The following is a 22,657-nucleotide window of genomic DNA, read 5'->3' as shown; positions in this document are numbered from 1 at the left end:
ACGTTATCCACAGGCGTGCCCACAAGCGAGCACGGAACGCGTTGATGCCGCTACGCTCCGGATATCCGACCCAAGCGAGGACCGCCGATGTTCATCAGCCGCAGCACGCTCCGCGCCACGTGCGCCGCCTTCGCGGCCGTCGCCCTGCTGCTCGCCGGCTGCACCTCCGGCGCCGCCTCGCCGCGCACCCCACCGCCGACGGGGGCGGCGGCCCGGGCCGCCCTCGCGACGTACTACGAGCAGAAGCTGAGCTGGCACGAATGCGGCGGGGGCGCGGGCTTCGAATGCGCCACGCTGAAGGCCCCGCTGGACTACACCCGGCCCGCCGACGGCCATGACCTGAAGCTCGCGGTGTCCCGCAAGAAGGCCGGCGGCCCCGGCAAGCGGCTCGGCTCCCTCTTGGTCAATCCCGGCGGCCCGGGCGGCTCGGCCATCGACTATCTGCAGAGCTACGCGGGCATCGGCTACCCGGCCCGGATCCGCGCCCGCTACGACATGGTGGCCATGGACCCGCGCGGGGTGGCGGCCAGCGAGCCGATCACCTGTCTGGGCGACAAGCAGATGGACGCCTTCACCCAGACCGACCAGACCCCCGACGCCCCTGCCGAGACCCGCCGCCTCGTCGCCTCGTACCGGAAGTTCGCGCGCGGCTGCGCGGCCCGCTCGGGTGAAATCCTCGGCCATGTCTCGACCGTGGAGGCGGCGCGCGACATGGACCTGCTGCGGGCGGTCCTGGGCGACCGGAAGCTCACCTATGTCGGCGCCTCGTACGGCACGTTCCTCGGCGCGACCTACGCCGACCTCTTCCCCCGCCGCGTCGGCCGCCTCGTCCTCGACGGCGCCCTCGATCCGGCGCTGACCTCCGAGCGGATCAACCGCGACCAGACCGCCGGTTTCGAGACCGCCTTCACCTCCTTCGCCAAGGACTGCGTGCGCCGCGCGAGCTGCCCCCTGGGTACGGGCGACGCCGCCCAGGCCCGCCGGCGGATGACCGCCTTCTTCACCCGCCTTGACGCCCACCCCGTGCCCACCGGGGAGTCCCGCCGCCTCGGCGAGCCCCTGGCCACCACCGGGGTGCTCGCCGCCCTCTACGACGAGGGCGCCTGGCCCCAGCTGCGCACCGCCCTCCGCTCGGCGATGCGCGGCGACGGCAGCGGCCTGCTCACCCTCGCCGACCTCTACTACGAGCGCGACGGCGACGGCTCGTACGCCAACCTCATGTACGCCAACCCCGCCGTCAACTGCCTCGACCTCTCGCCCGCCTTCCGCACCCCCGCCGACGTCCGCAAGTCCCTCCCCGCCTTCCAGAAGGCCTCCCCCGTCTTCGGCAAGGCCCTCGCCTGGTCCGCCCTGAACTGCGCCTACTGGCCCGTGCGCCCCACCGGCGCCCCCCACCCCCTGCACGCCAAGGGCGCCGCCCCCATCGTCGTCGTCGGCACCACCCGCGACCCCGCCACCCCCTACACCTGGGCCCGCTCCCTGGCCTCCCAGCTCACCTCCGCCACCCTCCTCACCTACGACGGCGACGGCCACACCGCCTATGGCCGCGGCAGCGCCTGCATCGACACCGCCATCGACACCTACCTCCTCACCGGCACCCCGCCCTCCTCCGGCAAGCGCTGTACCTGACCTGCGCGTACGCTCCGCACCCGGGTCGCGATCAACCCCGTACGGAGCACCCCTCGAAACTGTGTAGACTTGGCGACGCTGCTGATGCCAGTCTGGCCAGGCAGCATGCCGCCTTAGCTCAGTCGGCCAGAGCGACGCACTCGTAATGCGTAGGTCAAGGGTTCGATTCCCTTAGGCGGCTCCACTGGAACCCCAGCCCAGACACAGTCTGAGCTGGGGTTTTTCATGCGGTCGTGGGGTCAGGGCCGGGGCGGCCGGGTCACGGTGCCCGGAAGTGCCTCTTGCGGTACTCGCCCGGTGAGATTCCGTAGGCCTTCTTGAAGGCTCTGCCGAAGACCGCGTCGTCGCGGAAGCCCCAACGGGCACGGATCGCGCCGACGGTGCGTACGGGGTGGGACGGATCCGTCAGGTCGGCCCGGCAGCGTTCCAGGCGCTGTTCCTGGAGGAAGCCTCGGACGGTCCGCTTGTCATGGTGGAAGAGGTGGTGCAGGTATCGCACCGAGATGTGATGCTCTGCCGCGATCAGCCTGGGTGACAGTTCCGGTTCGCCGAGATTGCGGATGATGAAGGACTTGATCTCCTCGAGGAGTTCGGCCTTTCGGGGATGAGGCGGCAGGAGCAGTCCGTGCGCCTCGGCCAGGCTGGCGAGAAACGCGATGGAGAGATCGACCACAGCCGAGCCGAGCCGTTCGGCCGGGGTCGGCCCAAGGCCTTCCCACTCGTCGGCGAGCCCTTCCAGAAAACGGGCCAGGATCATTCCGGGTCCGGTCCGGGGAGGCACGGGTCGGGCCGTCAGACTCTGCAGCGCATGGTCCGGTATCGGTACCGCGCCGCGGGGGAGGTCGACCACCACGGCCTGTGCCGGGCCGAGGGCCGGGGCGGGTGGCTCGAAGGGCCGTGAGCCCTCGTGCAGCATCAGGGCGTCGGCTTTCCGGTGCATGCCGTCGGCTTTCTCCATGGCCCCTGGCCCCGGGCGGGAGGACAGGAGAGAGAGCTGCCAGGTCTCCGGAGCCGGCCACAGGAGCGGGCGGTGTGGCCGTGCCGGTGTCCGTTCGGGGAGGTTCACCACCGTAAGGCGCACCGGGCCGAGTTCCAGCGCGCGTATCTCATCGGTCTTCTCGTGGGGCCGCCTTTCCGCCGTGGGCTCTGAAACGGAGTCATGCGCTATCAAGGCCGAAGGTGCCTTTCGTTCGGCCGAGTCCTGTCCGGGGGCATGACACAGGACGCGGGCAGTCAGGAGATGCGCGTGAACCGGGCGTTGGTGGTCGCCCGGGCGCTCGAACGTCAGCTCCAGCGCGGCGCTGACCTCTACACTCTTGACCGCTCAGGGCGTCCCGGGAAGGAATGGGGCGTCTCATGGGACGTCTTGAGACGCCTGGGACGTCCGGAGACGCCGCACCACCCCGGATGGCCGCCCGCATACGGCGCACAGGGGGGCACAGGATGGGGCAACGCAGATCGGACACACCGGAAGCACCCCGTCAGGCGGCCGTCGCCCTGAACTCCGCGGCGGGACAGCGGCTGGCGGCCGAACTGCGGCGCATCAAGCAGGCGTCCGGGCTGAGTTTCGCCAGGCTCGAGGCGCGCACCAACTACAGCAGGGCTTCGCTCGAGCGTTATGTGAACGGCAAGCTGTTCCCCGGCCGCGACGCCGTCGAGGGCATCGCGCAAGCCTGCGGGGCCGATCCGAGGCCACTGCTGGACCTGTGGGACGACGCGCTGGAGGCCGGCGCCCAGCCGCCGCGTGACGCGGCACCCCCGCCCGTCACGGCGCCCCCGCCGGAACCGACGACGTCACCCGGCGGGCAGCCAGGGCGCGCCCCGCGCGGTGGTCGGCGGCGTCTGTTCCTGTTCGCGGGGTCGGGGGTGGTGCTCCTGGTGTCCCTCGGTCTCGCCTTACTGCCGTTCAGCCCGTTGAGCCCGTTCGGCTCCGAGCCGTCGCCCCCGGCCCCGTCGAGCGGATGCCGCGACTACGAGGCGGACATGGGCGCCTATGCCGTCGGGAAGATCTGTTGGACATCGGCCAGAGCCACGGTGACGGGATATGTGAAGAACCCGGACGGCACCGGGAAAGCGGTGGCCCAGTTGTGTATCTCCAATCAGCCGAACGTCTGCTCGCAGACCATTGATCTGGCTGTCGCGGGGCCGGGCAGCACCTCCCGGTACCGCCGGACGGTCACCCTTCCGGCCGGGCACGGTGCGTGGGTCCGCACCTGCGCGGAGGGGCTGTGCACCCAATGGGACTGAGAGCTGTGCGCCCAATGGGACTGAGAGGAGTCTCTCCGGTAGGGCTGGGGAGGTCATTGACCTGGGACGCACGGTTCTTGACGTCCAGCGCACTCGGATCAGGTGTGCTGACCGTTCCCTATGTCGGCGCGCATGGCCGAGCGCAGAGCGGCCATCGCGTCGATGTACACGCGGTGGACGCCGCGCCATTCGGCGGTTCCAGGGGTGTTGTCCTCCGGCGTGCCGGTACGGCCGAGGGTGACCTCGGTTGTACCCAGGACGTTCCGCATCTCTCGTAGCGAGCGGTAGGCCGTGTCGGCGGCGTCGGCCACCGGTGGTGGACCGACGAGCGCGATCTCGTAATTCAGGGACAGCAGGGAGTGGCTGCGCCAGGCGGCCCGGAGGTCGGCCTCGTCCAGTGGGGTCTGCTCGCGAATGGCGAGCAGCTGCAATTCGCTGTCCGTGTTGGTGAGGGCTTCGAGGTAGCGGGCGTACAGCTGCCGCCTGAGCTCGTGCTGCTGATGCCCACGATCACGTTTTGAGCGAACGGTCTCGCCCAGCAGTGTTGATCCGACCCCAACCACCGCGCCTATCAGCGTACTTACGGGCGTAGTCCAGTCCATGGGCCGTAAGCGTAGGTCGAATCGGGACCAACCTCCCCATGCGCGGGGCGATTGGCGGCTGCGGCATGCTTGCTGCCCGGCAGGCGTGAGCGAAGCAGGGAGCAGGCATGGGAACGCCCGAGTCCGTCGTGGTCACCGAGACGAAGGCGGCGGGGGCTCCGCCGTCCCGGACGCGTCGGTTGGTCAACTCGCTGGTGTGGGCCGTGTCGGTGCCGCTGATGTTCACCGTGGCCGCGTGGCTGGCGCAGTACCCGTCGGTGGGCCTCTACGTCGGAGTCGTGCTCGCGCTGGGGACGTTCGCCGTCGCGGCGACCGTGGCGGGCGGCATCTGGCACCGGGCGGGGGCGGCGGTGCTGGTGTCGTGCGCGGGGTTCGCGCTGACGCTGTTCGTCGGGCCGGGGCTCTGCGAGCTCTACATGAAGACCATGGGGGAGAAGGTGCCCGCCGTGGTCATGAAGGTCGAGGAGCGTGACGAGAAGCAGTACTGCACGGTGAAGGAGACCGCCGGGGACCATGCCGTGCATGAGGTATCGCAGCAGCAGAACTGCTTCGACCACATCAAGCGGCTGCAGCGCGTCACGCTCCGCGAGGACCCGATGGGGATGCTGGAGCCGCGGCTGCCGGACGGGCCCGACCAGGAGGGCCAGACCGCTGTCGCCCTGGCGATTTCCGGTGGGCTGTTCGTGGTGACCGGTGGCTCGATGTTCTACGCGGGGCGGTGCAGGCGCTGACGGGCGCTGCAATACGGGGCGTACGGAACGGGAGCCCGGCCCTGGGGGGATCAAATGAGACAACTGGACGCTTCCATTCCGCCCACCTTTTCCCATGGATCCAGCCAATCCGCGTCCGCACGCACAGAAAAATATGCGGGCCAAATGGTTGAGAATGGTTAAAATTTGCCACCGCGTGGCGCGTAATCTCCCTGGCTGAAAACGCTCTGACCTCTCACCAGATTCGTACATACGCTCGACGAGCACATCACGGTGGGACGTCATGAGGATGACGCCCGCAGAGCAAAGGGAACACGTTGAAGAGAAACAAGATGTGGGCAGCGGTCGCTCTGCCTCTCCTGGTCGGCTCGGCCACCCTGACTGCCGCCCCATCGGCCGGTGCCGCCACCACGGGCACCGCCGCATGCACCCACCCGTCCTGGCGCGACGTGGACACCGGGACCGGCTACCTCCTGAACCGGGACGGCTCCGCGCCGCTGCGCAGCGGCCCGAACGCCGAGTGCTCGGTGAACATCACCGTCTTCTCGGGCCGTCTCTCCTACGACTGCTACGTGGTCAACTCCGCGGGTAACACCTGGACCCACGCGAAATACGACGACACCGGGACCAGGGGCTGGATCTACGACGGCAACCTGAACGACGGCGGTGCGCAGACGCCCTGCTGACGTGATGACGCCGCTGGGGCGGCGGAATACGGGGCGCGGGCGGGCGGGTTTCCTCGCTGTGGTTGCCAGGGAGCGGTTCAGGCGGCTGTCGGCGGTCGTCCGGCGGTCCTCGGGGGCCGGCGGTGGGCGTCGGCGCCGGGGAGCGGGCTACCCCAGGCCTCCTGCGGCGACCGAGGACCGCCGCTGTCGCAGGGCGTGTCGTACGGAACCGGGGCCCGGTGCCGTCCCCGACCCCGACGCCGTCTCACGGCTGCGCCGCTTCGGGGAGTCGCTGCTCCGCGGCGACCAGTGGGGATGAGGCCGAGGGCGCGGTCGGGCGGTCACGCGTCACCACCTCGCACAGATCCTCCAGCGCACGCCGCGCCGCGCACGGGGGCAGCGGCGCCAGCGCAGCGCGGGCCTCGCCGGCGTAGCGGTTCGCGGCCACCCGGGCCTGTTCCAGGGCGGGGTGGGCACGGAGCCGGCGCAGCGCCTCCGCGTAGCGGGTCTCGTCTGTTGTGCTGGTGAGTCCGGTGGTGAGCAGTTCGCACAGCTCCCGGTCCTCGGGCGAGCCGGTCGCCTCCGCCCGCGCCCGCAGATACAGGACCGGCAGCGTCGCGAAACCCTCGCGCAGGGCGGCGCCGGGGCGGCCGCGCGGCACGCCCCCGGCCCCGCCGGCCTCGGCGATGTCCAGGACGTCCTCGGCGAGGCGGCAGGCCACGCCCAGCCGTTCGCCGTACCGGGCGAGGACGCAGGCGACGTCCCGCCCGGCGCCGGACGCCAGCGCGCCCAGCCGCCCGGAGACCGCGATCAGCGAGCCGGCCCTGCCCGCCAGGACTTCCAGGTAGTGCTCGATCGGGTCGCGGTCGCCGCTGGGGCCGGCCGTCTCCAGGATCTGGCCGGTGACCTGCTGCCGGAAGGCGTCGGCCTGGATCCGTACGGCCTCCGGGCCCAGGTCGGCCAGCAGGTGCGAGGCGCGGGCGAAGAGGAAGTCGCCGGTGAGGACCGCCACCGAGTTGTCCCAGTTCGCATCGGTGGCGGGCGTACGGCGCCGGGCGTCGGCGTCGTCCAGGACGTCGTCGTGGTAGAGCGTCGCCAGGTGCGTCAGCTCGACGACAACGGCGGAGGGCACGACGCCCGGCGCGTCCGGGTCGCCGAACCGCGCGGCCAGCAGCACCAGCAGCGGCCGCAGCCGCTTGGCGCCCGCCCGCACCAGGTGCTGGGCGGCCTCGGTGATGAACGGCACGTCGCTCTTCGTGGCCTCCAGCAGGCCCGCCTCGACCGCCGCGAGACCGGCCCGGACGTCGGCCTCCACCGCGCGGTCCCGCATGCGCAGCCCCATGGGCTCGAGGAGGGTCACGGGCGGGTCTCCTGTCTGTGGGCTGCGGCCGGTCTCACCGGCATCAGGAACGTAGCAGGGGGCTGGAACAGAGCGGGGTAAATGTCTCATATGGCGCCGGGTGCGGGGCGGGGGGCGGGGGCGCGGGTGTGCGGGGTACGGGGTACGGGATGCGGGGGCGCTGGGGCGCTTTGAGGTTTACGGCCCCGCCGGGACGGTGGCCCGGATGCGGCTGCCCTGGCCCGGCCGGCTGTCCACGTTCAGCGTGCCGCCCACCTCCCGGGCCCTCTCCCGCATGGACAGCAGCCCCAGATGGCCTGGGAAGGACCTCCGGGAGTCGAAGCCCACTCCGTCGTCGGCGACCGTCAACGTGACGGTGCCCGGGCCGCTGAGCAGATGGAGGCGCACATGCCGCGCCCCCGAGTGCTTGGCGACGTTGTGCAGGGACTCCTGGGCTATCCGGAAGAGGGCGTGCTTGGCCTCCGGAGTCGTCTCCGGTTCCGCGCCGAGCGTCGCCTCGGCGGCGATGCCGTACCGGTCGCGGAGCGCCGTCACATGTCGTGTGAGCGCGGCGACCAGGCCCTCGGCCTCCAGCGCCTCGGGTCTGAGGCGGCCCAGCAGGACCCGGGTGTCGGCGATCGCGGCGTCGGCGAGCTGCCGGATGTAGTCGATCGGCTCGGCGAGCTCCGACATCCCGTCCGTGTCCTGCTCCGCGTTCCGGTTCAGCAGCTCGCGGGCGGTACGCGCGCCCAGGGCGATGCCGTACAGGGCCTGCGAGACCGAGTCGTGCAGCTCCCTGGACAGCCGCCGCCGTTCGTCCAGGGCGCCCTTGTCCCGCGCGGCCGCCCGCCACCGTTCGCCCTCCACCGCGCGGGCCGCGTGCCCGGCGATCCCTTCGAGCAGGGTCAGATCGAGGCCGTCGGGCCGCCGGCCCGGCGGGTAGCGGCAGTGCAGCACCCCGGTCACCCGCCCCTCGCACAGCAGCGGCCAGGCCGTGCCGGTGCGGCCGTCGCGGAGCGTACGCGTGACGGGGGCGGCGGAGGCGACGGCATCCCGGACCTCCTCCGGCGCGTCTCCCGGAGCCGTCCCGTCCGGTTCCAGCAGCCGGACGGCGCATTCCGCCGCGCCCGTATGCGCCACGGCCGCGGCGGCCAGCTGGTCCAGTGTCCGCCCCACGCCGTCCGAGGCCCCGACGGCGGCCAGTCGACGCAGCTGTTCCCGGGTACGGAGCTGGGCGGCCGCCAGGGCGGCGGGCGCGGCGAACCGCCTCAGCGCGCGCTGCTCGCCCGAGGTGAAGCGGCGCCGACGGCGATCGGCCACCTCCAGGACGCCCACGGTCCGTCCGCCCACTGTCAGCGGTGTGTCCAGAACGGTCACGAACCCGCCCGTACACAGCGCCCCCCGCCGCGCGCCCGCCGACGGCCCGCTGGGCTCGGGCGCCTCGACGCCGTCGGCCGCCCATACGGCCGGCGCCTCGCCGGGCTCCGCCAGCAGCACCCGGGCCGCGTCCGCGCCCACGGCTTCGCGCGCTCGCCGGGTGATCAGCCGCAGCAGGTCCTCGGCGGGTTCCGCGGCGAGGACGCGTCGATGGATGTCGGCCAGGGCGCGCCGCCGCGCCCTGGCCCGGCGTCGGGCAGCGATCACGCCGACCACCAGTGGTCCCGCGTCGCGTCCAGTGGTTCGGGCGTGGTGAGCTCCCCGGCCGGCACCAGGCCCGACTGGACGGCGTACACCGCGGCCTGGGTGCGGCTGTGCACCCCGAGCTTGGTCAGGATGTGGCTCACGTAGGTCTTCACCGTCTGCTGTCCGATCCGCAGGTCGCGCGCGATCTCCTTGTTGGACTTGCCGCGCGCGAGCATCGTCAGGACCTCGGCCTCCCGCTCGGTCAGCTGTTCCGGCCCGCTCGGGGCCCTGACCTGGCCCATCAGCCGGGAGGTCGCGTCGGGGGAGACCTGGATCCGGCCGGCGGCGGCGCCCTTGACCGCGCTTCTCAACTCGTCGGCCTCGGCGTTCTTCAGCAGAAAGCCGATCGCGCCCGCCCGGACCGCGCCCATGACCATGGTGTCGTCGAGTGCGCTGGTCAGCGCCACGACCTCCACCTCGGGGAGGTCCTGGCGGATCTCGGCGGTGGCCGAGATCCCGTCCATGACGGGCATCAGCAGATCCATCAGGACGACGTCGGGGCACAGCTCGCGGGCCAGCCGTACGGCTTCCCGGCCGTTGGTCGTCTCGCCGACCACCTTGATGTCGTCGTCGAGACTCAGGATCATCCGCAGGCCCTGCCGGACGACCGCGTGGTCGTCGGCGATCAGAACTCGAAGTGCCACTTTGGCTCACCTGCTCACGGAACGAGTGCGGACACGGGCACGTACGGTCGGCAGGGGGCGAGCGCGCCCCGGACCGGTCGAGCCGGCCGAGCCGTCCGCTCCGTCCGAGCCGCCGCTGCGCCACGGCGACGTACGGCTCGAACAGCGGCAGGGCCAGCAGCACCAGGGCCCCGGCCGCCCAGCCGGCCAGCACGTCGCTGACCCAGTGAGTGCCCAGATAGACCGTGGCGAGACCGATCGCGAGGGCCATGACCCCGGCCGCCGCGCCCGCCGCCCGGCGGTGGCGGGCCGCGAGATAGGCCAGGGTGCCCCAGACGACGACCCCGTTCGCGGTGTGGCCGGAGGGGAAGATCATCCCGCCGTGGAACAGCTCGGCCGAGCCGAAGGTGTGCGCGTAGTGCGGGCCGAGGCGGCCCGCGCCGAGCTTGACGGCGCCCACGCTCGCGTTGAGGAGCGCGAGGGCGAGGCCGAAGACGAGCACCGGGCGCGCGCTTCCGGTACGCCAGGAGCGCCGGCCCAGCCAGGCCAGAGCCGCCAGGGCGGTGGGGCCGCGCTGGCCCGCGACGATGAACACGTCGAGCGGGCCCTGGGCCCACGGCCACTGCTTGTACGGCTTGAACATCGCCACGCGCCAGTCGAGGCGGACCAGGGGCGAGGTGGTCAGCACGCCCGCCGCGACCGCCGCGTAGCTCGCGGCGGCGGCCAGCAGGAGGATCCGATGGCTGCGGCGCATGGGGAGGAAACTCGGCGCGGCCCGCCCGGAATTCCCCCGTGTGGGGGTTTTGTCTCCCCTGGTTGGAGGCAGCCGATGGGCGTCGGCCCGTCAGGACCGGCCGGTTGGGGCAGCCCATCCGGATGCGCCGACGGGGTTCCGCCGACCGGGTTCCGCCGGCGGGGTTCCGCCGACAGGGGGTCCGCCGGCGGGTCACTCCGGTTCGACGTGGCGGAACCCCCAGTCGGCGGCCTTCGCGACCGCCTCCAGCTGGGACCGCACCTCCAGCTTCTCCAGGATCTTGCGCACATGCGTGCGTACGGTGGCGTAACTGATGCTCAGCCGCTCCGCGACGGCCCGGTTGTCCAGACCCTGGCTCATCAGAGTCAGGATCTCCTGTTCGCGCGGGGTCAGGCTCTCCAGCCGCTCGGTCTGCTGAGCGGAGGAGCGCGCGTTCTCCCGGTGCCGGGCCAGGACCTCGACGAGGGTGCTGGCCGGGATGAGGGTTTCGCCCTCGGCCGCCGAGCGAATGGCGTCGGCGATCTCGTCACCGCTCGCCGACTTGAGCAGATAGCCGCAGGCCCCCGCCTCCACCGCGGCCAGCAGCGCCGAGTCGCTGGCGTCCGCGCTGAGGATCACGATGGCGGTGGAGGGGTCGTTGGCCCGGATCGCGGCGGCCGCGTCGGCTCCCGTGCCATCGGGCAGACGGAAGTCGACCAGCGCCACGTCGGGGCCCAGCTCCTTGGCCATGGGGACGACCTCCGCGACCGAGTCGGCCCACCCCACCACGGTCAGGTCCGAGTACTCCGCGAGCAGTGCCCACAGTCCCTCGGCCACCACCCGGTGGTCCTCGACGATCAGCACCTTGGTGAGATCGGCCGGCGCGGTCACGGCTGCGTGTCCCCTTCCGGACGGTTCAGGAGGGGCGATACGCCCGATGCGTCCGACGAGTTCGACGAGTCCGGCGCGTCCGGCGCGTCCGACGGGCCCAGGGAGTCCGGGTAGCCCGAGGTGTCCGCGGGGCCGAAGGGGAGCGGGCCGTGGCCGGGCGTATCGCCCAGCGGCACCCAGAACTCGACCGTGGTGCCCGTGCCCGGCGCGCTCTCGATGCGGCACCAGCCGCCCGCGATCTGGGCCCGCTCCTGGATGAGCGACAGGCCCAGATGGCCGGGGCGGGACTCCACCTCGAGCGGGTTGTAGCCCTGGCCGTCGTCCACGATCCGCACCAGGCAGCCCTCGTCGAGCCCCAGCAGCTGCACATGGACCGTCTTCGCCCGCGCGTGCTTGCGCACGTTCATCAGGGCTTCCTGCGCGGTGCGGTAGATCAGGGCCATGGTCTCGGGCGGGGGCTTGGCCGCGATCCGGTCCTCCAGCCGGTATTCGACGCCGGTTTCGGTGCGTATCTGCTCCAGGAGCCCGCGCAGCGCCGCGGCCAGGCAGCCGTGCTCCAGGCTGGACGGCCGCAGGTCGAAGATCAGCTGCCGCAGCCGGCTCAGCGAGAGCTTGAGGGTTTCGTCCAGCTTCTCCATGATCCGCTGCTCGTCGGGGTCGCGCAGCCGCCGCCGCAGCTGCTGGAGCCGGAGGCTGGCCGCGGTGATGACCTGGATGGTGTCGTCGTGGATGTCGGCGGCGATGCGTCCGCGCTCGGCTTCCTGGGCGTGGACGAGATGGCTGAGCAGCGCCTGGCGGTCCCGGTCGGTGACCTCCAGCAGCTCCAGGCTGCGCTCCAGGACGAACTGGGCGCGCTGCACCTCGGTGATGTCCTTGATGGCCAGCACGGTCAGCAGTCCGTCCTCGGTGCGCAGCGGGATGATGCTGACGTCGGCCGGGAACTGCTTGGCGTCGCTGCGCCGCCCGACCAGCTCCATGCTGTGTCCCATGGGCTCCTCGGCGGAGTCGGCCCAGTCGCGCAGCGAGATGGTCAGCGGCTGGTCGGGGAGCAGCGCTTCGACGGCACGGCCGATCAGCTGGTCGCGGTCGTAGCCGAACAGGATCTCGGTGCGGTGGTTGGCCGTCTGGATCCGCCCGGCGGCGTCCACGATCACCATCGCGTCCGGGGAGGACTCGATGACCTGCCGGAACCGGCCCTCGGCCGCCCGCAGCTGGCTCAGGTCCGCGACGAAGACCACACACCGGGGCCGCTTGCCCTGCAGATGGCCGCCGCTGAACTGGGCGGGGAACTCGGTGCCGTCCCGGCGCCGGCCGGTCATCGCGGAGGGGGCGGTGAACAGCCGCTCGATCAGCTGCTCGGCGGCGGTGCGGTAGCGGTCGGGGACCAGGTCGCGCAGCCGCTTGTCGCGGAGCTCGGCCGAGCTGTAGCCGAACATGTGCCGGGCGTGTGCGTTGGCGGACTCGATCCGCCCGCGGGCGCCGACGATCAGTACCCCGCACGGCGCCTGGCCGAGCAGTTCCAGATACGACTCCTCGAGCCGGCCGCCCACCAGCTCCTCGAACCGCCAGGAGACGCGGTCGGCCCGCCGCAGCGGCTCGGTGCAGTCGGCGACGAGCTCCCCGGCCATGGAGAACTGGTCGCGGGCGGCCCGGGTGATCGCCTCGAGTATCTCTTCGGCGGGGGTGCCCTTGACCAGGTAGCCGGTGGCCCCGACCGCGAGCATGTTGAGCACGGTCTCCCGGTCGCCGTGGGCCGAGAGGGCCACCACGCGGGCCCCTGGCACCTGCTCACGGATGGCGCGGACGCTGCTTGGCGCGTCGCCCTTCGGCATGTGCACATCCATGACCACGACACGGGGGCGGTGCTCCACCGCGGCGCGTACGGCCTGCTCGTGGTTGACGGCCAGGCCCACCAGCGCCAGGTCGGGGTGGGAGTCGATCAGGTCCGCGAGCGCTTCCCGGACCACGGGGTCGTCATCGGCCACCACGACTCGGATCCGGTCGTCGCGCATCAACCTCCACCTCCCTTGAGGACGGCACCCTGGAGCTCCAGGGTGGACAGCTCGTCACGCCGGCAGTGCGCCAGTGATGGCATGACCGCGGCCAGCGGGGCGACCAGCACGTTGTAGTGGCCACCGATGCGGTCGCACACGGCGACCGCCGCCGCGGCGTCCCACACCGCGGCCCAGAAGGCCCAGTCGTGCCGGCCGTGTGCCCGGGCGGCGTCCAGGGCCGCCCGGCGCGCCACGGAGGCGGCGACCAGGATCCGGTACTGCTCCTCGTCGGACGTGGTGCGGTGGACCTCCGCCCACCCCTCCGCGCGGGTCTGGCTGGAGGTCTGCTTCCACAGATCGGCCACGCGGTCGATCTCCTCCGGGGAGAGGTCCTCGATGTGGGTCAGGAATTGTAGGACTCTTCGAGAATTCGGGCCGAAAATAACACTCATAGGACACTCCAGGACATGCATGGTACAACTATGGAACACCGGGCTTGTCTGTGACTGTCCCAGGCCAGGCCCCCGGCCCTGTGAGCACGTCTTTCTAGTGCCCCTGGCCCTGGCCACTCGTGTTGTTGATGCCCGCCTTGGCGACCCCGCCGCTCTTGGAGCCGACGAGCTGGAAGGACACGCCGTTCTCGTCGGCCCTGGTGATCCGGTACGAGCCCACGGCGGCCGCCTTGCCCCGGCCGTCGACCTGGAAGGTGGCGATCTTCCGCCCGGCGACGCTGCCGTTGCCGGCGTAGACGGTCACCGTCTCGTTGGGCGCGAACCCGGAGCAGTAGAAGCTCAGCGTGGTGCCCGCCTTGCCGCCGAAGGTGCTGGGCTCGGCGCTGGGGGAGTACGGCAGCACGGTGAAGCCCGAGCGGACCACGGCCCGGCTCTGGTCGCCGATCGCGGTCAGGCTCTGCCTGCCCTTCAGCCCGAACGGCACGTCGAACGCGACGTCGCGGATCTGGCCGAAGGAGTTGGCCTGCGTGGTGAAGGCGGGGAGACCGCTGGTGGCGTTGATGTAGACCAGCACCCGCTCGTTCGGCGCGAACCGGTTCCCCGACAGCCTGATCCGCTGCCCCGCCTTCAGCGCGTACGGGGAGGACTTGATCGCCGGGTACAGGCTCAGCATCTGGAACGGCGCGGTGGCCGTGGTCTTGCTCTGCTGCCCGACCAGCACCAGGGTGCTCTGGCCCGTCGGGGCGACGCCGACCCTGATGTCGGCGCGGCCCACCCCGCCCGAGCTGTCGGTGCGCAGCCTGGCGACGGGGGTGCCGGTGGTCCGGCCCCAAAAGACGTTGATCTGCTCACCCGGCTTGAAGCCGCGGGCGCTGATCGAGACCACGTCGCCCGGCCTGCCGACCATCTTGTTGATCCTCGCGGTGCCTATCGCGCCGCCGCTGATCAGCTCGGCCTGGGCGGTCCGGCCGCCGCCGCGCTGCTGCGCGACCAGCGTCCCGGGCCTGCCGCCCAGCGACTCCGGCATGGTGAAGTTCGCGTAGAGCGAGCCGTGCTTGTCGGTGCGCACCGTCCGGATGGCGCGCCCCTTGGTGCCCGACCGCTTGGTCTTCAGCAGCAGGTCCACCGTGCTCTTGGGGGCGAAGCCGCCGCCTTCGACGGACGCCTTGCCGCCGGGGGCGACCAGGCCCGGGTTGATGACGATGATCGGGCCGGAGGCCTGCGGGACCCGCTGGTTGCCCAGCTTGACGGTTTTGGGCTTCTTCGGCGGGGCGATCTCCTGCTGCTGGGCGTCGCTCTTCTTCTGGCCGCCTCCGCCGCCGCCGGCGGTGTTGAGGGCGCTCCCGAGGCCGCCGCGCGCGACCACCTGGACCAGCGATCCCACGATCGCGATGGCCACGAGGCCCAGCAGGACCGTCTTCCAGGAGATCCGCTTGCGCTTCCCCCCGCCGGCCCCCGGCTCCCCCGGCTCCCCCGCGTCCCCCGCAGGGGCCTCGGAGGTCTTGGAAGCCCTGAAGGCCTTGGAAGTCTTGGAGGCCCTGGACGTCTTGAGGGTCTTGGGGGCGTGCCTCGGCGGGGGCTCGTCGTAGTCGGCGAAATCGTCGTCGTAGTCGTCGTAGTCGCCGTACTTGTCGTAGTCGTCGCCCCTGCTGTCGTCCCTGTCGCCCCCGTCGTCCCTGTCGTCCCCGCGTGGTTCGTCTGCCTCACGGGTGTCGTATTCGTCGTCGTACTCTTCGTACTCGTCGTAGTCGTCGTACTCGGGCATGGCCTTCACCTCCTCTTCCGGCGGGTTACTTGTTCACCCGATAGATTTCCAGCCTGATGCCACCCCGGATGTCCGCCCATACCCTTTCCGAATTCCGTAGCGCCGCCAGAATCCAGTTCTCCCGGCCGTCGCCGTTGTTGCGGTGAATTGCGTTGCGCATCTTGTTGGACATGATGATGTAGTCGACGTTCTGCCATCTCTTGCGGAAGAGCTTGTCCCGCAGGGCAGGGTCGGACGAGGCGTTCCAGTGGGAATGCGCGTACGGATAAATCGGGTGTACGTCATGCAATTCTCCCCACATGTCGTCGTCCATGATGATGCGTGCCTTGGGCGGGACGTGCTTGCGCACCCAGGCGATCTGCGCCAGCTGCATATGGGTCAGGGCCAGCTTGTGCTGGTACTGGTCCGCGACCGCGACACGGCCCTCGGTGTTGACGGTCAGGACATATCCGGTGGACGGCGAGGCCAGCAGCAGGACGCCGAGCATCGCGGGCACCGCTATCCGCACCCTGGAACTCGCCCGTCCGAGCAGCCTGCGGAGCACCGGGCGCCTCAGAAGTCGGTCCGTCACCATTCCGACGTTCATGGCGAACATCGGAATCAGCGGGGTGATGTAGAAGTCCAGCACCACGCTGCCGCGCAGCAGATAGAAGGAATATCCGAAGGCCAGCGTCCCGGCGACGAAAAACCCAAGATCCCGCCGGTGTTTCCGCATTCCCCACCACAGGCTGAGGACCGTGGCGGCCATCCCGGCCAGCAGCAGGAACGCGTCCCGGGGCAGCCAGCTGGTGTACAGCAGGCCGTGGTGGTTGAGCAAGCTGCCCTGACTGCGGTTGATCTGCCACCACAGGGTGTAGAGCAGCGAGACGTGGTCCGCCGGCGGGTTGCCCAGGTCGAAGTCGAGCCCGCTGGGCATCAGCTCGTTCTTGAGCAGGGCGTAGGTGACATACGCGCCGACCGGCGCCGCCGCGGCGAACGGCCACAGCGTGCGGGTGAACCGCTGGCTCGTGGAGCCCCGAATTCTCCGATAGAGCAGATACATGAAGGTCGGGGCGAAAAAGAGCGCGTTCTCCTTGGTGATCAGCGCGACCCCCAGCGCTACCCCGCCGGCGAACGCGGATCTGATCGTGGTTTCGCGGCGCAGCAGGGCGTACAGGGCCAGCAGCAGCCAGAACATCATCAGGTTGTCCAGCAGCACCTGGCGCTGGTAGTAGACCGCGATCGGCGAGAGGTTGAAGAAGAACGCGGCGATGGTGGCGGCCAGCACGGTGCCGGACAGCCTCCGGGTGACCTCGAAGAGCAACACGACCGAGGCCAGATGCACCAGCAGCATCAGGAACCGGCCGGTGTTGATCGCGTTGCCGAACGCCTCGAACTGCTTCGGCAGCGGGAACGCCCAGCCTGCCAGCGTGATCCAGCCCGCCGGGGCGTGGTCGTAGTCGTAGGTGTACGGGGACAGCCGGGTCTCCCGGACCAGCGACCAGGCCCGCTGCATATAGATGCCCTCGTCGGTGAGGTACAGCGGATAGCGGAACAGGTGGTAGCCGTGGCTGAGCAGGCCGCAGAGTACGGAGAAGAGCAGCGCAAGCCGGCCGTTGCGGCCCAGCCGGGGGAAGATGCCGCGCTCGACGGACAGCCGCGGCGGCGGGCGCCTGCGCCGGGGGCGCGGCGGGGGCTCGTCGCCCGCGGCCGGGCGCCGGGGCCGTGAGGGCCGCTGGGCGCGCTCGGGTCGGTCGGGGCGCTGGGGTCGGTCGGGGTGCGGCGGCCGGTCGGGTCGGTCGGGGCGCTGGGGTCGGTCGGGGCGCGGCGGCCGGTCGGGCCGGTCGGGGCGCTGGGAGCGTTCGGGTCGCTGGGGGCGCTCGGGCCGATCCGGTCGCCGCGGTCGATCGGGTCGCTCGGGGCGCGGCGGTCGCTCGGGCGGCTGGGACCGCTCGGGTCGCTCGGGACGCGGCGGTCGATCGGGCCGCGGCGGTCGCTCGGGCTCCTCGGGGCGGAGGGGCCGCGGAGGCTGCGGGTGCAGCGGAGGCGTGGGGTCATGCGACACGGGAGTCCGCCTCCTCCGTACGGGCCCGGTGGGCGCCCACGTGCTGGGTCTTCTCCCAGTCGTGGCGGCCGAGCAGCTCACGCCGCATGGCGCGCACCGCGGCGTAGGCGAGAACCATCTGGAAGGGGAACCAGGAGATCGCCATCTTCACGACCGTCCCCGGTGTGGCCTCCAGCCCATGTGCCCCGGTGAACTCGTACAGTCCGACCGCGGCCACCAGGAAGTGCGCGCACAGCAACAGGACGGGCAGATAGGAGAAGAGCGCGATCAGCACGGGCACCTTGAGGACGAGGATCATCCCCAGGGAGACCGGCAGATACAGCCCGAGCAGCGCCTGGCCGTGCGGAAACGCGAGGACGTAGAAGGCGAGCCACCGCTGTTTGCGCGTGGGCATCTGTTTCCACGTGCCCTTCTTGAGGGTCTGCATGAACCCCTGGCTCCACCGGGTGCGCTGCCGGATGAAGTGTCCGAGGGTCGGCGGCGTCTCCTCTTTGGTCACATAGCGGTCGTCGTAGACCACGCGCACCCGCTCGCCGCTGGCCGAGACCCGCAGGCCCAGGTCGGCGTCCTCGGTGAGATTGCGGTCGTCCCAGCCGCCGAGCCGGATCAGCAGCTCGCGGGCGAAGAAGACGGTGTTGCCGCCGAGCGGAATGGACCCGTAGTGGGCGTGGTAGTGCAGCCGGCTCTTGAACCAGAAGAAGTATTCGAGGACGTTGAGCGTGGAGTACCAGTTGGAGTCGAAGTTCATCAGCTGGACGCCCGCCTGCACCACCCGCACGCGCTCCTTGAGCATGACCGTGTTGACCAGCAGAAAGATCTCGGGGTGGATGTCGTCCTCGGCGTCGAAGATCGTCACCACGTCGTGAGTGGTGTGCGGCAGGGCCACATTGAGCCCATGGGGTTTGTTGACGGGCTTGTCGTCGAAGACCACGACCTCGACGTTGTGCAGACCTTCCCGGTCCAGCTCGGCGATTTTCTCTTCCGCCTTTTTGATCGTGCCGGTGTCGTCCTGCGAACAGATCACGAAGACCTCCAGCAGTTCGGCCGGATACGCGGCCCGCACCACCCGCTCGATGGTGGTCTGGATGACGTCCTCCTCGTGCCGTGCGGGCAGCAGCACGCTGAAGGAGAGACGCGGACGGACAAAGCGGTCCGGGGCCCTGGCTTTTCGCTCCGCGTCCGCCCGGTCCCAGGTGTAGAGCATCAGATAGAGCACATGGGCCGACTGCACCGTGAGCAGCACGGAGACCAGGACGAGACCCAGATAGATGATGATGATCATCGGCCCCGCCTCCCCCAGACCCACCCCGCGCTGGCGGCGAAATTGGCCGAGAACGCGGCGGCGATACCGAGGCCGTTCGCCAGCAGGAGGTGGATTCCCGAGCGTTCCAGCAGCCAGACCACCAGGACGTTGACCGCGAGCCCGCCCAGTACGGACACATTGAATTTCAGAAACCGCCGGACCGACGGGGTGGAAACCGCGAAGGTCCATCGGTCGTTGAGCAGGTAGTTGTGGACCACGGCGAGTTCCACCGCGACCGGGGAGGCCGCGAGCAGTGGCCAGTGGGCCCAGTGGTAGAGCGCGAAGAGAGCCGCCGTGTTCACCAGCACGCCACCCACGCCGACAACCGCGAATCGCAGGACCATACCGCTCAGGGCGGCCAGTGGACCGCTCGTCGAGAGCGTTCGATAGAACATTCCTTTTCGCTTGCGGGTGTTGTCCACCCGTTCGCTCGGGTCGCTGGTGCGATCGCTGAACGTTCCGAAACGCTGCATCGCGACTCCCTACGCACGGGGCTCTTTCGCCGATGTCAGTCCAAGAGTGCGCCCCCGCATTTCCGAGGACATCACGCCTTCGGGGGAGGGCGGACTCCACCTTCGGTGGAGCGGCTTTCTCCCCCGTTTTGGGGAAGCCCGGAAACGGCGCCCCCAACTCGTCCCCCAAAAAGGGGAGCGGCAGGTCCCCCGCCCGCGGGTGTCCGCACCGAGGAGACCCGCAGAAGATGAGACGGCCAGGCGTCCGCCGACGGCCTCGCGTCCCACTGGGATGAAGGTAGGTGACGTAATGTCAGGTCACGTGATGTCGCACCGCTCATTCGCCGCCCGGACCGGGGCCGTCATCGCCCTGATGGCGTTCTCGCTCGCGCCCTCGGCGGCGATCGGTGTTTCTCAGCATTCCGATTCCGGAGCGATGCATGATTCCGAATGGGCGCTGACCGCGCTGCAGGCCAAGAAGGCATGGAAAATCAGTAAGGGCGCCGGGGTGACCGTCGCGGTCATCGGCACCGGCGTCGACGCATCCCATCCGGATCTGCGCGGGCGGGTCCTGGCCGGCAAGGACTTCGGGGACGGCCCCAGCGGCACCGGCACCCGCGACCAGGGGGTCGCGATGGAGCAGGCCACCCACGCGGCCGGGATCATCGTGGGCACGGGCCGCAACTACCGGGGCAACGGGCTGCTGGGGCTGGCTCCCCAGGCCCGGGTGCTGCCGCTCGGGGTGTACGAGGACCGAAAGCCGATGGTCGACGCCACCGCCAGGGCCATCCGCCACGCGGTGAGCCGCGGCGCGAAGGTCATCGATGTGGCGGTGTCCTTCAAGAAGCCGAGCGCGGCGCTGCGGTCGGCCGTGACCTACGCGCTCAGCGAGGACACCGTGGTGGTCGCGGGCGCCGGCGACAACGGCAAGGACGGCAACCGCCCCACCTACCCCGCCGCCTACCGCGGGGTGGTCTCCGTCGTGGCGACCGACGAGAAGGGCGCGGTGTGGACCGACTCGCACCACGGCGGGGCCGTGACCCTCGCAGCGCCCGGCGTCTCCATCCTGACCACCGCCCCGAACAGCGACTACTGGACCGGCGCGGGCACCGCCTACGCCGCGCCGTGGGTCGCGGCCGGCGCCGCGCTGCTGCGCTCGGAGCACCCGCGCTGGACCGCCGGCCAGGTCGTGCAGAAGCTGATCGACACGGCCGACCGCAAGGGGTCCTCGGGGCGTGATCCGCGCTATGGCTTCGGGCTGATCGCCCCGGCCAAGGCGCTGGCGGACCGTGCCGCGCCGCCCGCCTCCACGAGCCCGCCCGGCTCCGGGCGGGCGACCGCCGAGCCGGACCACAAGCACTCCGCGGCCCGGTCCGATGAGGGATCGGCGCTGGTGGCGATAGGAGCGGTGGCGGGGGCCCTGGTGGTGCTGGCCGTCATCGCGGTCTTCCTGATCAGCCGCCGTAAGCCCCCGAACAACTCCCACAGCTGAACGGCGGACCCGGCGTGAGCGAGAGGACCCCCGGAACGGCGGGGACCCCTGGGACGGCGGAGACCCCCGGAACGGCGGAGACCCCCGGAACGGCGGGGATACGCGGGCGGCTGGGGTTCTGGCAGCGGGTGCGGCTTCAGGTGCTGCTGCTGGGGCTGATAGGTCTGCCGAGATGGCTGGGGCTCGGGGCGGTGCCGAGACGGCTGACACGGCAGGAGCGGCCGGACCGTGCCGACCGCAGATGGCCACGCCGGGCGTGGCGGCGGCAAGAGCGGCGGAAGCGGCGCCCGGGGCACCGGTCCCCGCTGCGGACCGGCAGAGGCATCGTCCAACTGCTGGCCCTGGCCCTGATGGCCGAGGTCGCGACGGCCGCGACGACGCTCCATCCACCGATGGGCTGGGCCGGCGACGAGTCCGCCTTCCCCCTGCCCAAGCCGTACTTCCCGGCCGCGACGCGGTTCTACACGGACCCCGACAACCCCGCGGCGCAGTGGGTGCGCGACAACCCCCACGACCGCCGGGCGGCGGTCATCCGCGAACGCATCGCCGATGAGCCACAGGCCGCCTGGTTCACGGACACCGACCAGGGCCGGGTCGAGGCCCAGGTGCGCCAGGTGGTCCGGAACGCCCGGGCCCGCGGGCGGCTGCCGGTGCTGGTCGCGTACGCCATCCCGCAGCGCGACTGCGGAAAGCACAGCTCCGGGGGCATGGCCGACCTGTCCGGCTACCGGCACTGGATCGGTGGCTTCGCCAAGGGGATCGGCACCTCGCGCGCCGTCGTCATCCTGGAACCCGACGCCCTGGCGCATCTGACCTGTCTCAAGCGGCGGCAGCAGGCCGAGCGGTTCTCGGCGCTGTCCCAGGCGGGGCGGACGCTGCGGCGGCAGGCCGCGCACGCCCGTATCTACTACGACGCCGGGAACTCGGGGTGGATCCCCGCGCCGGTCATGGCCGAGCGGCTGGAGCGCGCGGGGATCGGCCGGTACGGGAACGGCATCGCCCTCAACATCTCCAACTTCAACGCCACGCGCGACGAGGTGCGCTACGGGCTGTCCGTCCTCAGGGAGCTGCGCCTGCCCAGGCTGGGCGCCGTGATCGACACCAGCCGCAACGGCGCCGGGCCCACCCACGACCACCGGTTCTGCGATCCGCCGGGGCGCAAGCTGGGCACGCCGCCCACCGCCCGTACCGGGATCCCCGGGATCGACGCGTATCTGTGGGTCAAGCAGCCGGGGCAGGCCGACGGCTGTGCGGCGACCGCCGGGCTCTTCGTCCCGGGCTATGCCTTCCGGCTGACCCGCTGACCCGCTGACCCGCTGACCCGCTGACCTCCTGACTCCCTGGCCCTCTGCCCCTTGTCCCCCTGTCCCCATGCCCCTGACCTCCTGACTCTCTGACCTCTTGGTCCGCTGTCCGGGCCTTCTGCTGCCCTGCACCGCTACTCTGCGTCACTGATCCAGCGCCCAGCGGAGCGAAGCCGACCCTCAAAACCGGACATAAAGCCATCAAAGCGGCCGAATTCCGCCTACCTCAATCGAGGTAGGCGGAATTCGGCCGTTTGGCGTGCCCGCAATTCCCGCAATTGAGGTAGCGAGATTTCAGTCGTGCGTACGGTGATTCGGGCCCGGCGGATTCCCTAATGTCGTTGAGCGAAAGGGAAAGCCGCCCGAAGGAGCTCCACCGATGAAAAGAGTTCTCGTCGTGGAGCACCACCATCTGGTTTCGAGTGCTATCGCCGACCTGGTCGACGAAACACCCGGACTGGAACTTGCCGGCGCTGCCAGATCGGTCCGTGAAGCAATTTCGCTGGCCGAGCGAAAGCAGCCGGATGTGGTGCTGATCGACGTGGACAAGACGAGCTGGAGACGGCTCCGTCTCGACCTCCTGGTCGCAGATCTCCTTCCGCGTGCGCGGCTTGTCCGGCTGACCGCAGTCTCCGACCCGCGAGTGGAATGTCTGGTCCCTCCGACGAATACCCCCAGCGTCCTGAAAACAGCCATACCCCAATTCCTCAGGAGTCTCACCGAATGAAT

The 22,657-nt window shown here is 70.8% G+C and carries 19 protein-coding genes, 1 tRNA gene and 1 pseudogene; 8 read left to right on the top strand and 13 right to left on the bottom strand.

Annotated elements, in window-relative coordinates; all coding sequences use genetic code 11:
- The first annotated feature begins 87 nt into the window (after nucleotides 1–87).
- Complete coding sequence (locus ACFZDL_RS30405; protein WP_353590389.1) at nucleotides 88–1,629, top strand: alpha/beta hydrolase; 1,542 nt, start codon at nucleotides 88–90, stop codon at nucleotides 1,627–1,629.
- 107 nt (nucleotides 1,630–1,736) lie between these two features.
- Nucleotides 1,737–1,813 (top strand) — tRNA-Thr (locus tag ACFZDL_RS30400).
- 75 nt (nucleotides 1,814–1,888) lie between these two features.
- On the opposite strand, the gene ACFZDL_RS30395 is transcribed toward ACFZDL_RS30400, so the two are convergent.
- Nucleotides 1,889–2,569 carry a helix-turn-helix domain-containing protein gene (locus ACFZDL_RS30395; RefSeq protein ID WP_353590390.1) on the bottom strand — a complete coding sequence of 227 codons (681 nt, stop codon included), beginning with the start codon at nucleotides 2,567–2,569 and terminating at the stop codon, nucleotides 1,889–1,891.
- A gap of 503 nt (nucleotides 2,570–3,072) precedes the next feature.
- Between ACFZDL_RS30395 and ACFZDL_RS30390 the strand changes: the two genes are divergently transcribed.
- Nucleotides 3,073–3,876, top strand: a complete 804-nt coding sequence (locus ACFZDL_RS30390; RefSeq protein WP_353590391.1) for a helix-turn-helix transcriptional regulator — start codon at nucleotides 3,073–3,075, stop codon at nucleotides 3,874–3,876.
- A gap of 98 nt (nucleotides 3,877–3,974) precedes the next feature.
- Here ACFZDL_RS30390 and ACFZDL_RS30385 read toward each other — a convergent pair whose 3' ends face one another.
- Nucleotides 3,975–4,478 carry a hypothetical protein gene (locus ACFZDL_RS30385; protein WP_353590392.1) on the bottom strand — a complete coding sequence of 168 codons (504 nt, stop codon included), beginning with the start codon at nucleotides 4,476–4,478 and terminating at the stop codon, nucleotides 3,975–3,977.
- A 107-nt stretch (nucleotides 4,479–4,585) separates the two neighbouring features.
- On the opposite strand from ACFZDL_RS30385, the gene ACFZDL_RS30380 reads away from it, so the two are divergent.
- Entirely contained in the window at nucleotides 4,586–5,209 is a 624-nt protein-coding gene (locus tag ACFZDL_RS30380; RefSeq protein WP_353590393.1) for a hypothetical protein, read from the top strand.
- A gap of 296 nt (nucleotides 5,210–5,505) precedes the next feature.
- Nucleotides 5,506–5,874 carry an SH3 domain-containing protein gene (locus ACFZDL_RS30375; RefSeq protein WP_353590394.1) on the top strand — a complete coding sequence of 123 codons (369 nt, stop codon included), beginning with the start codon at nucleotides 5,506–5,508 and terminating at the stop codon, nucleotides 5,872–5,874.
- Between the two features lie 244 nt (nucleotides 5,875–6,118).
- On the opposite strand, the gene ACFZDL_RS30370 is transcribed toward ACFZDL_RS30375, so the two are convergent.
- The 11 genes and pseudogenes from ACFZDL_RS30370 to ACFZDL_RS30320 form a co-directional block, all read right to left on the bottom strand.
- A complete protein-coding gene (locus ACFZDL_RS30370; RefSeq protein ID WP_353590395.1) occupies nucleotides 6,119–7,213 on the bottom strand; it encodes a polyprenyl synthetase family protein in 1,095 nt (364 codons plus the stop codon).
- Nucleotides 7,214–7,390: 177 nt separating this feature from the next.
- Nucleotides 7,391–8,836, bottom strand: a complete 1,446-nt coding sequence (locus ACFZDL_RS30365; protein WP_353590466.1) for a GAF domain-containing sensor histidine kinase — start codon at nucleotides 8,834–8,836, stop codon at nucleotides 7,391–7,393.
- Nucleotides 8,833–9,519, bottom strand: a complete 687-nt coding sequence (locus tag ACFZDL_RS30360; RefSeq protein ID WP_014178459.1) for a response regulator transcription factor — start codon at nucleotides 9,517–9,519, stop codon at nucleotides 8,833–8,835. The genes ACFZDL_RS30365 and ACFZDL_RS30360 overlap by 4 nt, the downstream gene beginning before the upstream one ends.
- A 199-nt stretch (nucleotides 9,520–9,718) precedes the next feature.
- Nucleotides 9,719–10,141 (bottom strand): annotated as a pseudogene (locus ACFZDL_RS30355) (phosphatase PAP2 family protein); the annotation flags it as partial.
- A 303-nt stretch (nucleotides 10,142–10,444) separates the two neighbouring features.
- Nucleotides 10,445–11,122: a response regulator transcription factor gene (locus ACFZDL_RS30350; protein ID WP_353590396.1), complete on the bottom strand. Its 678-nt coding sequence runs from the start codon at nucleotides 11,120–11,122 to the stop codon at nucleotides 10,445–10,447.
- Nucleotides 11,119–13,134: a PAS domain S-box protein gene (locus ACFZDL_RS30345; protein ID WP_353590397.1), complete on the bottom strand. Its 2,016-nt coding sequence runs from the start codon at nucleotides 13,132–13,134 to the stop codon at nucleotides 11,119–11,121. Before ACFZDL_RS30345 ends, ACFZDL_RS30350 begins: the two co-directional genes overlap by 4 nt.
- Nucleotides 13,134–13,568, bottom strand: a complete 435-nt coding sequence (locus ACFZDL_RS30340; RefSeq protein WP_353590398.1) for a hypothetical protein — start codon at nucleotides 13,566–13,568, stop codon at nucleotides 13,134–13,136. The genes ACFZDL_RS30345 and ACFZDL_RS30340 overlap by 1 nt, the downstream gene beginning before the upstream one ends.
- 94 nt (nucleotides 13,569–13,662) lie before the next feature.
- The gene (locus tag ACFZDL_RS30335) at nucleotides 13,663–15,333 is read right to left on the bottom strand and encodes a hypothetical protein (RefSeq protein WP_353590399.1); all 1,671 of its coding nucleotides are present in this window, start codon (nucleotides 15,331–15,333) and stop codon (nucleotides 13,663–13,665) included.
- 25 nt (nucleotides 15,334–15,358) lie between these two features.
- Nucleotides 15,359–17,377: a glycosyltransferase family 39 protein gene (locus tag ACFZDL_RS30330; RefSeq protein ID WP_353590400.1), complete on the bottom strand. Its 2,019-nt coding sequence runs from the start codon at nucleotides 17,375–17,377 to the stop codon at nucleotides 15,359–15,361.
- The gene (locus ACFZDL_RS30325) at nucleotides 17,367–18,659 is read right to left on the bottom strand and encodes a glycosyltransferase (RefSeq protein WP_353590401.1); all 1,293 of its coding nucleotides are present in this window, start codon (nucleotides 18,657–18,659) and stop codon (nucleotides 17,367–17,369) included. The genes ACFZDL_RS30330 and ACFZDL_RS30325 overlap by 11 nt, the downstream gene beginning before the upstream one ends.
- Nucleotides 18,656–19,153, bottom strand: a complete 498-nt coding sequence (locus tag ACFZDL_RS30320; RefSeq protein WP_353590402.1) for a GtrA family protein — start codon at nucleotides 19,151–19,153, stop codon at nucleotides 18,656–18,658. The genes ACFZDL_RS30325 and ACFZDL_RS30320 overlap by 4 nt, the downstream gene beginning before the upstream one ends.
- Nucleotides 19,154–19,568: 415 nt before the next feature.
- Between ACFZDL_RS30320 and ACFZDL_RS30315 the strand changes: the two genes are divergently transcribed.
- The 3 genes from ACFZDL_RS30315 (at nucleotide 19,569) to ACFZDL_RS30305 (ending at nucleotide 22,655) form a co-directional block, all read left to right on the top strand.
- Nucleotides 19,569–20,624 (top strand): S8 family serine peptidase, encoded by a 1,056-nt coding sequence (locus ACFZDL_RS30315; protein WP_353590404.1) that lies wholly within the window; start codon nucleotides 19,569–19,571, stop codon nucleotides 20,622–20,624.
- Nucleotides 20,625–20,638: 14 nt separating this feature from the next.
- Complete coding sequence (locus ACFZDL_RS30310) at nucleotides 20,639–21,928, top strand: glycoside hydrolase family 6 protein (RefSeq protein ID WP_353590405.1); 1,290 nt, start codon at nucleotides 20,639–20,641, stop codon at nucleotides 21,926–21,928.
- Between the two features lie 379 nt (nucleotides 21,929–22,307).
- Nucleotides 22,308–22,655 (top strand): DNA-binding response regulator, encoded by a 348-nt coding sequence (locus ACFZDL_RS30305; RefSeq protein WP_353590407.1) that lies wholly within the window; start codon nucleotides 22,308–22,310, stop codon nucleotides 22,653–22,655.
- Nucleotides 22,656–22,657: the final 2 nt, after the last annotated feature.

The organism is Streptomyces sp. NPDC007917 (assembly GCF_042959105.1).
In the GTDB taxonomy this organism is placed as follows: Bacteria; Actinomycetota; Actinomycetes; order Streptomycetales; family Streptomycetaceae; genus Streptomyces.
Note: the sequence above shows the minus strand (reverse complement) of the source record. Positions and strands in the feature narration are given on the sequence as shown.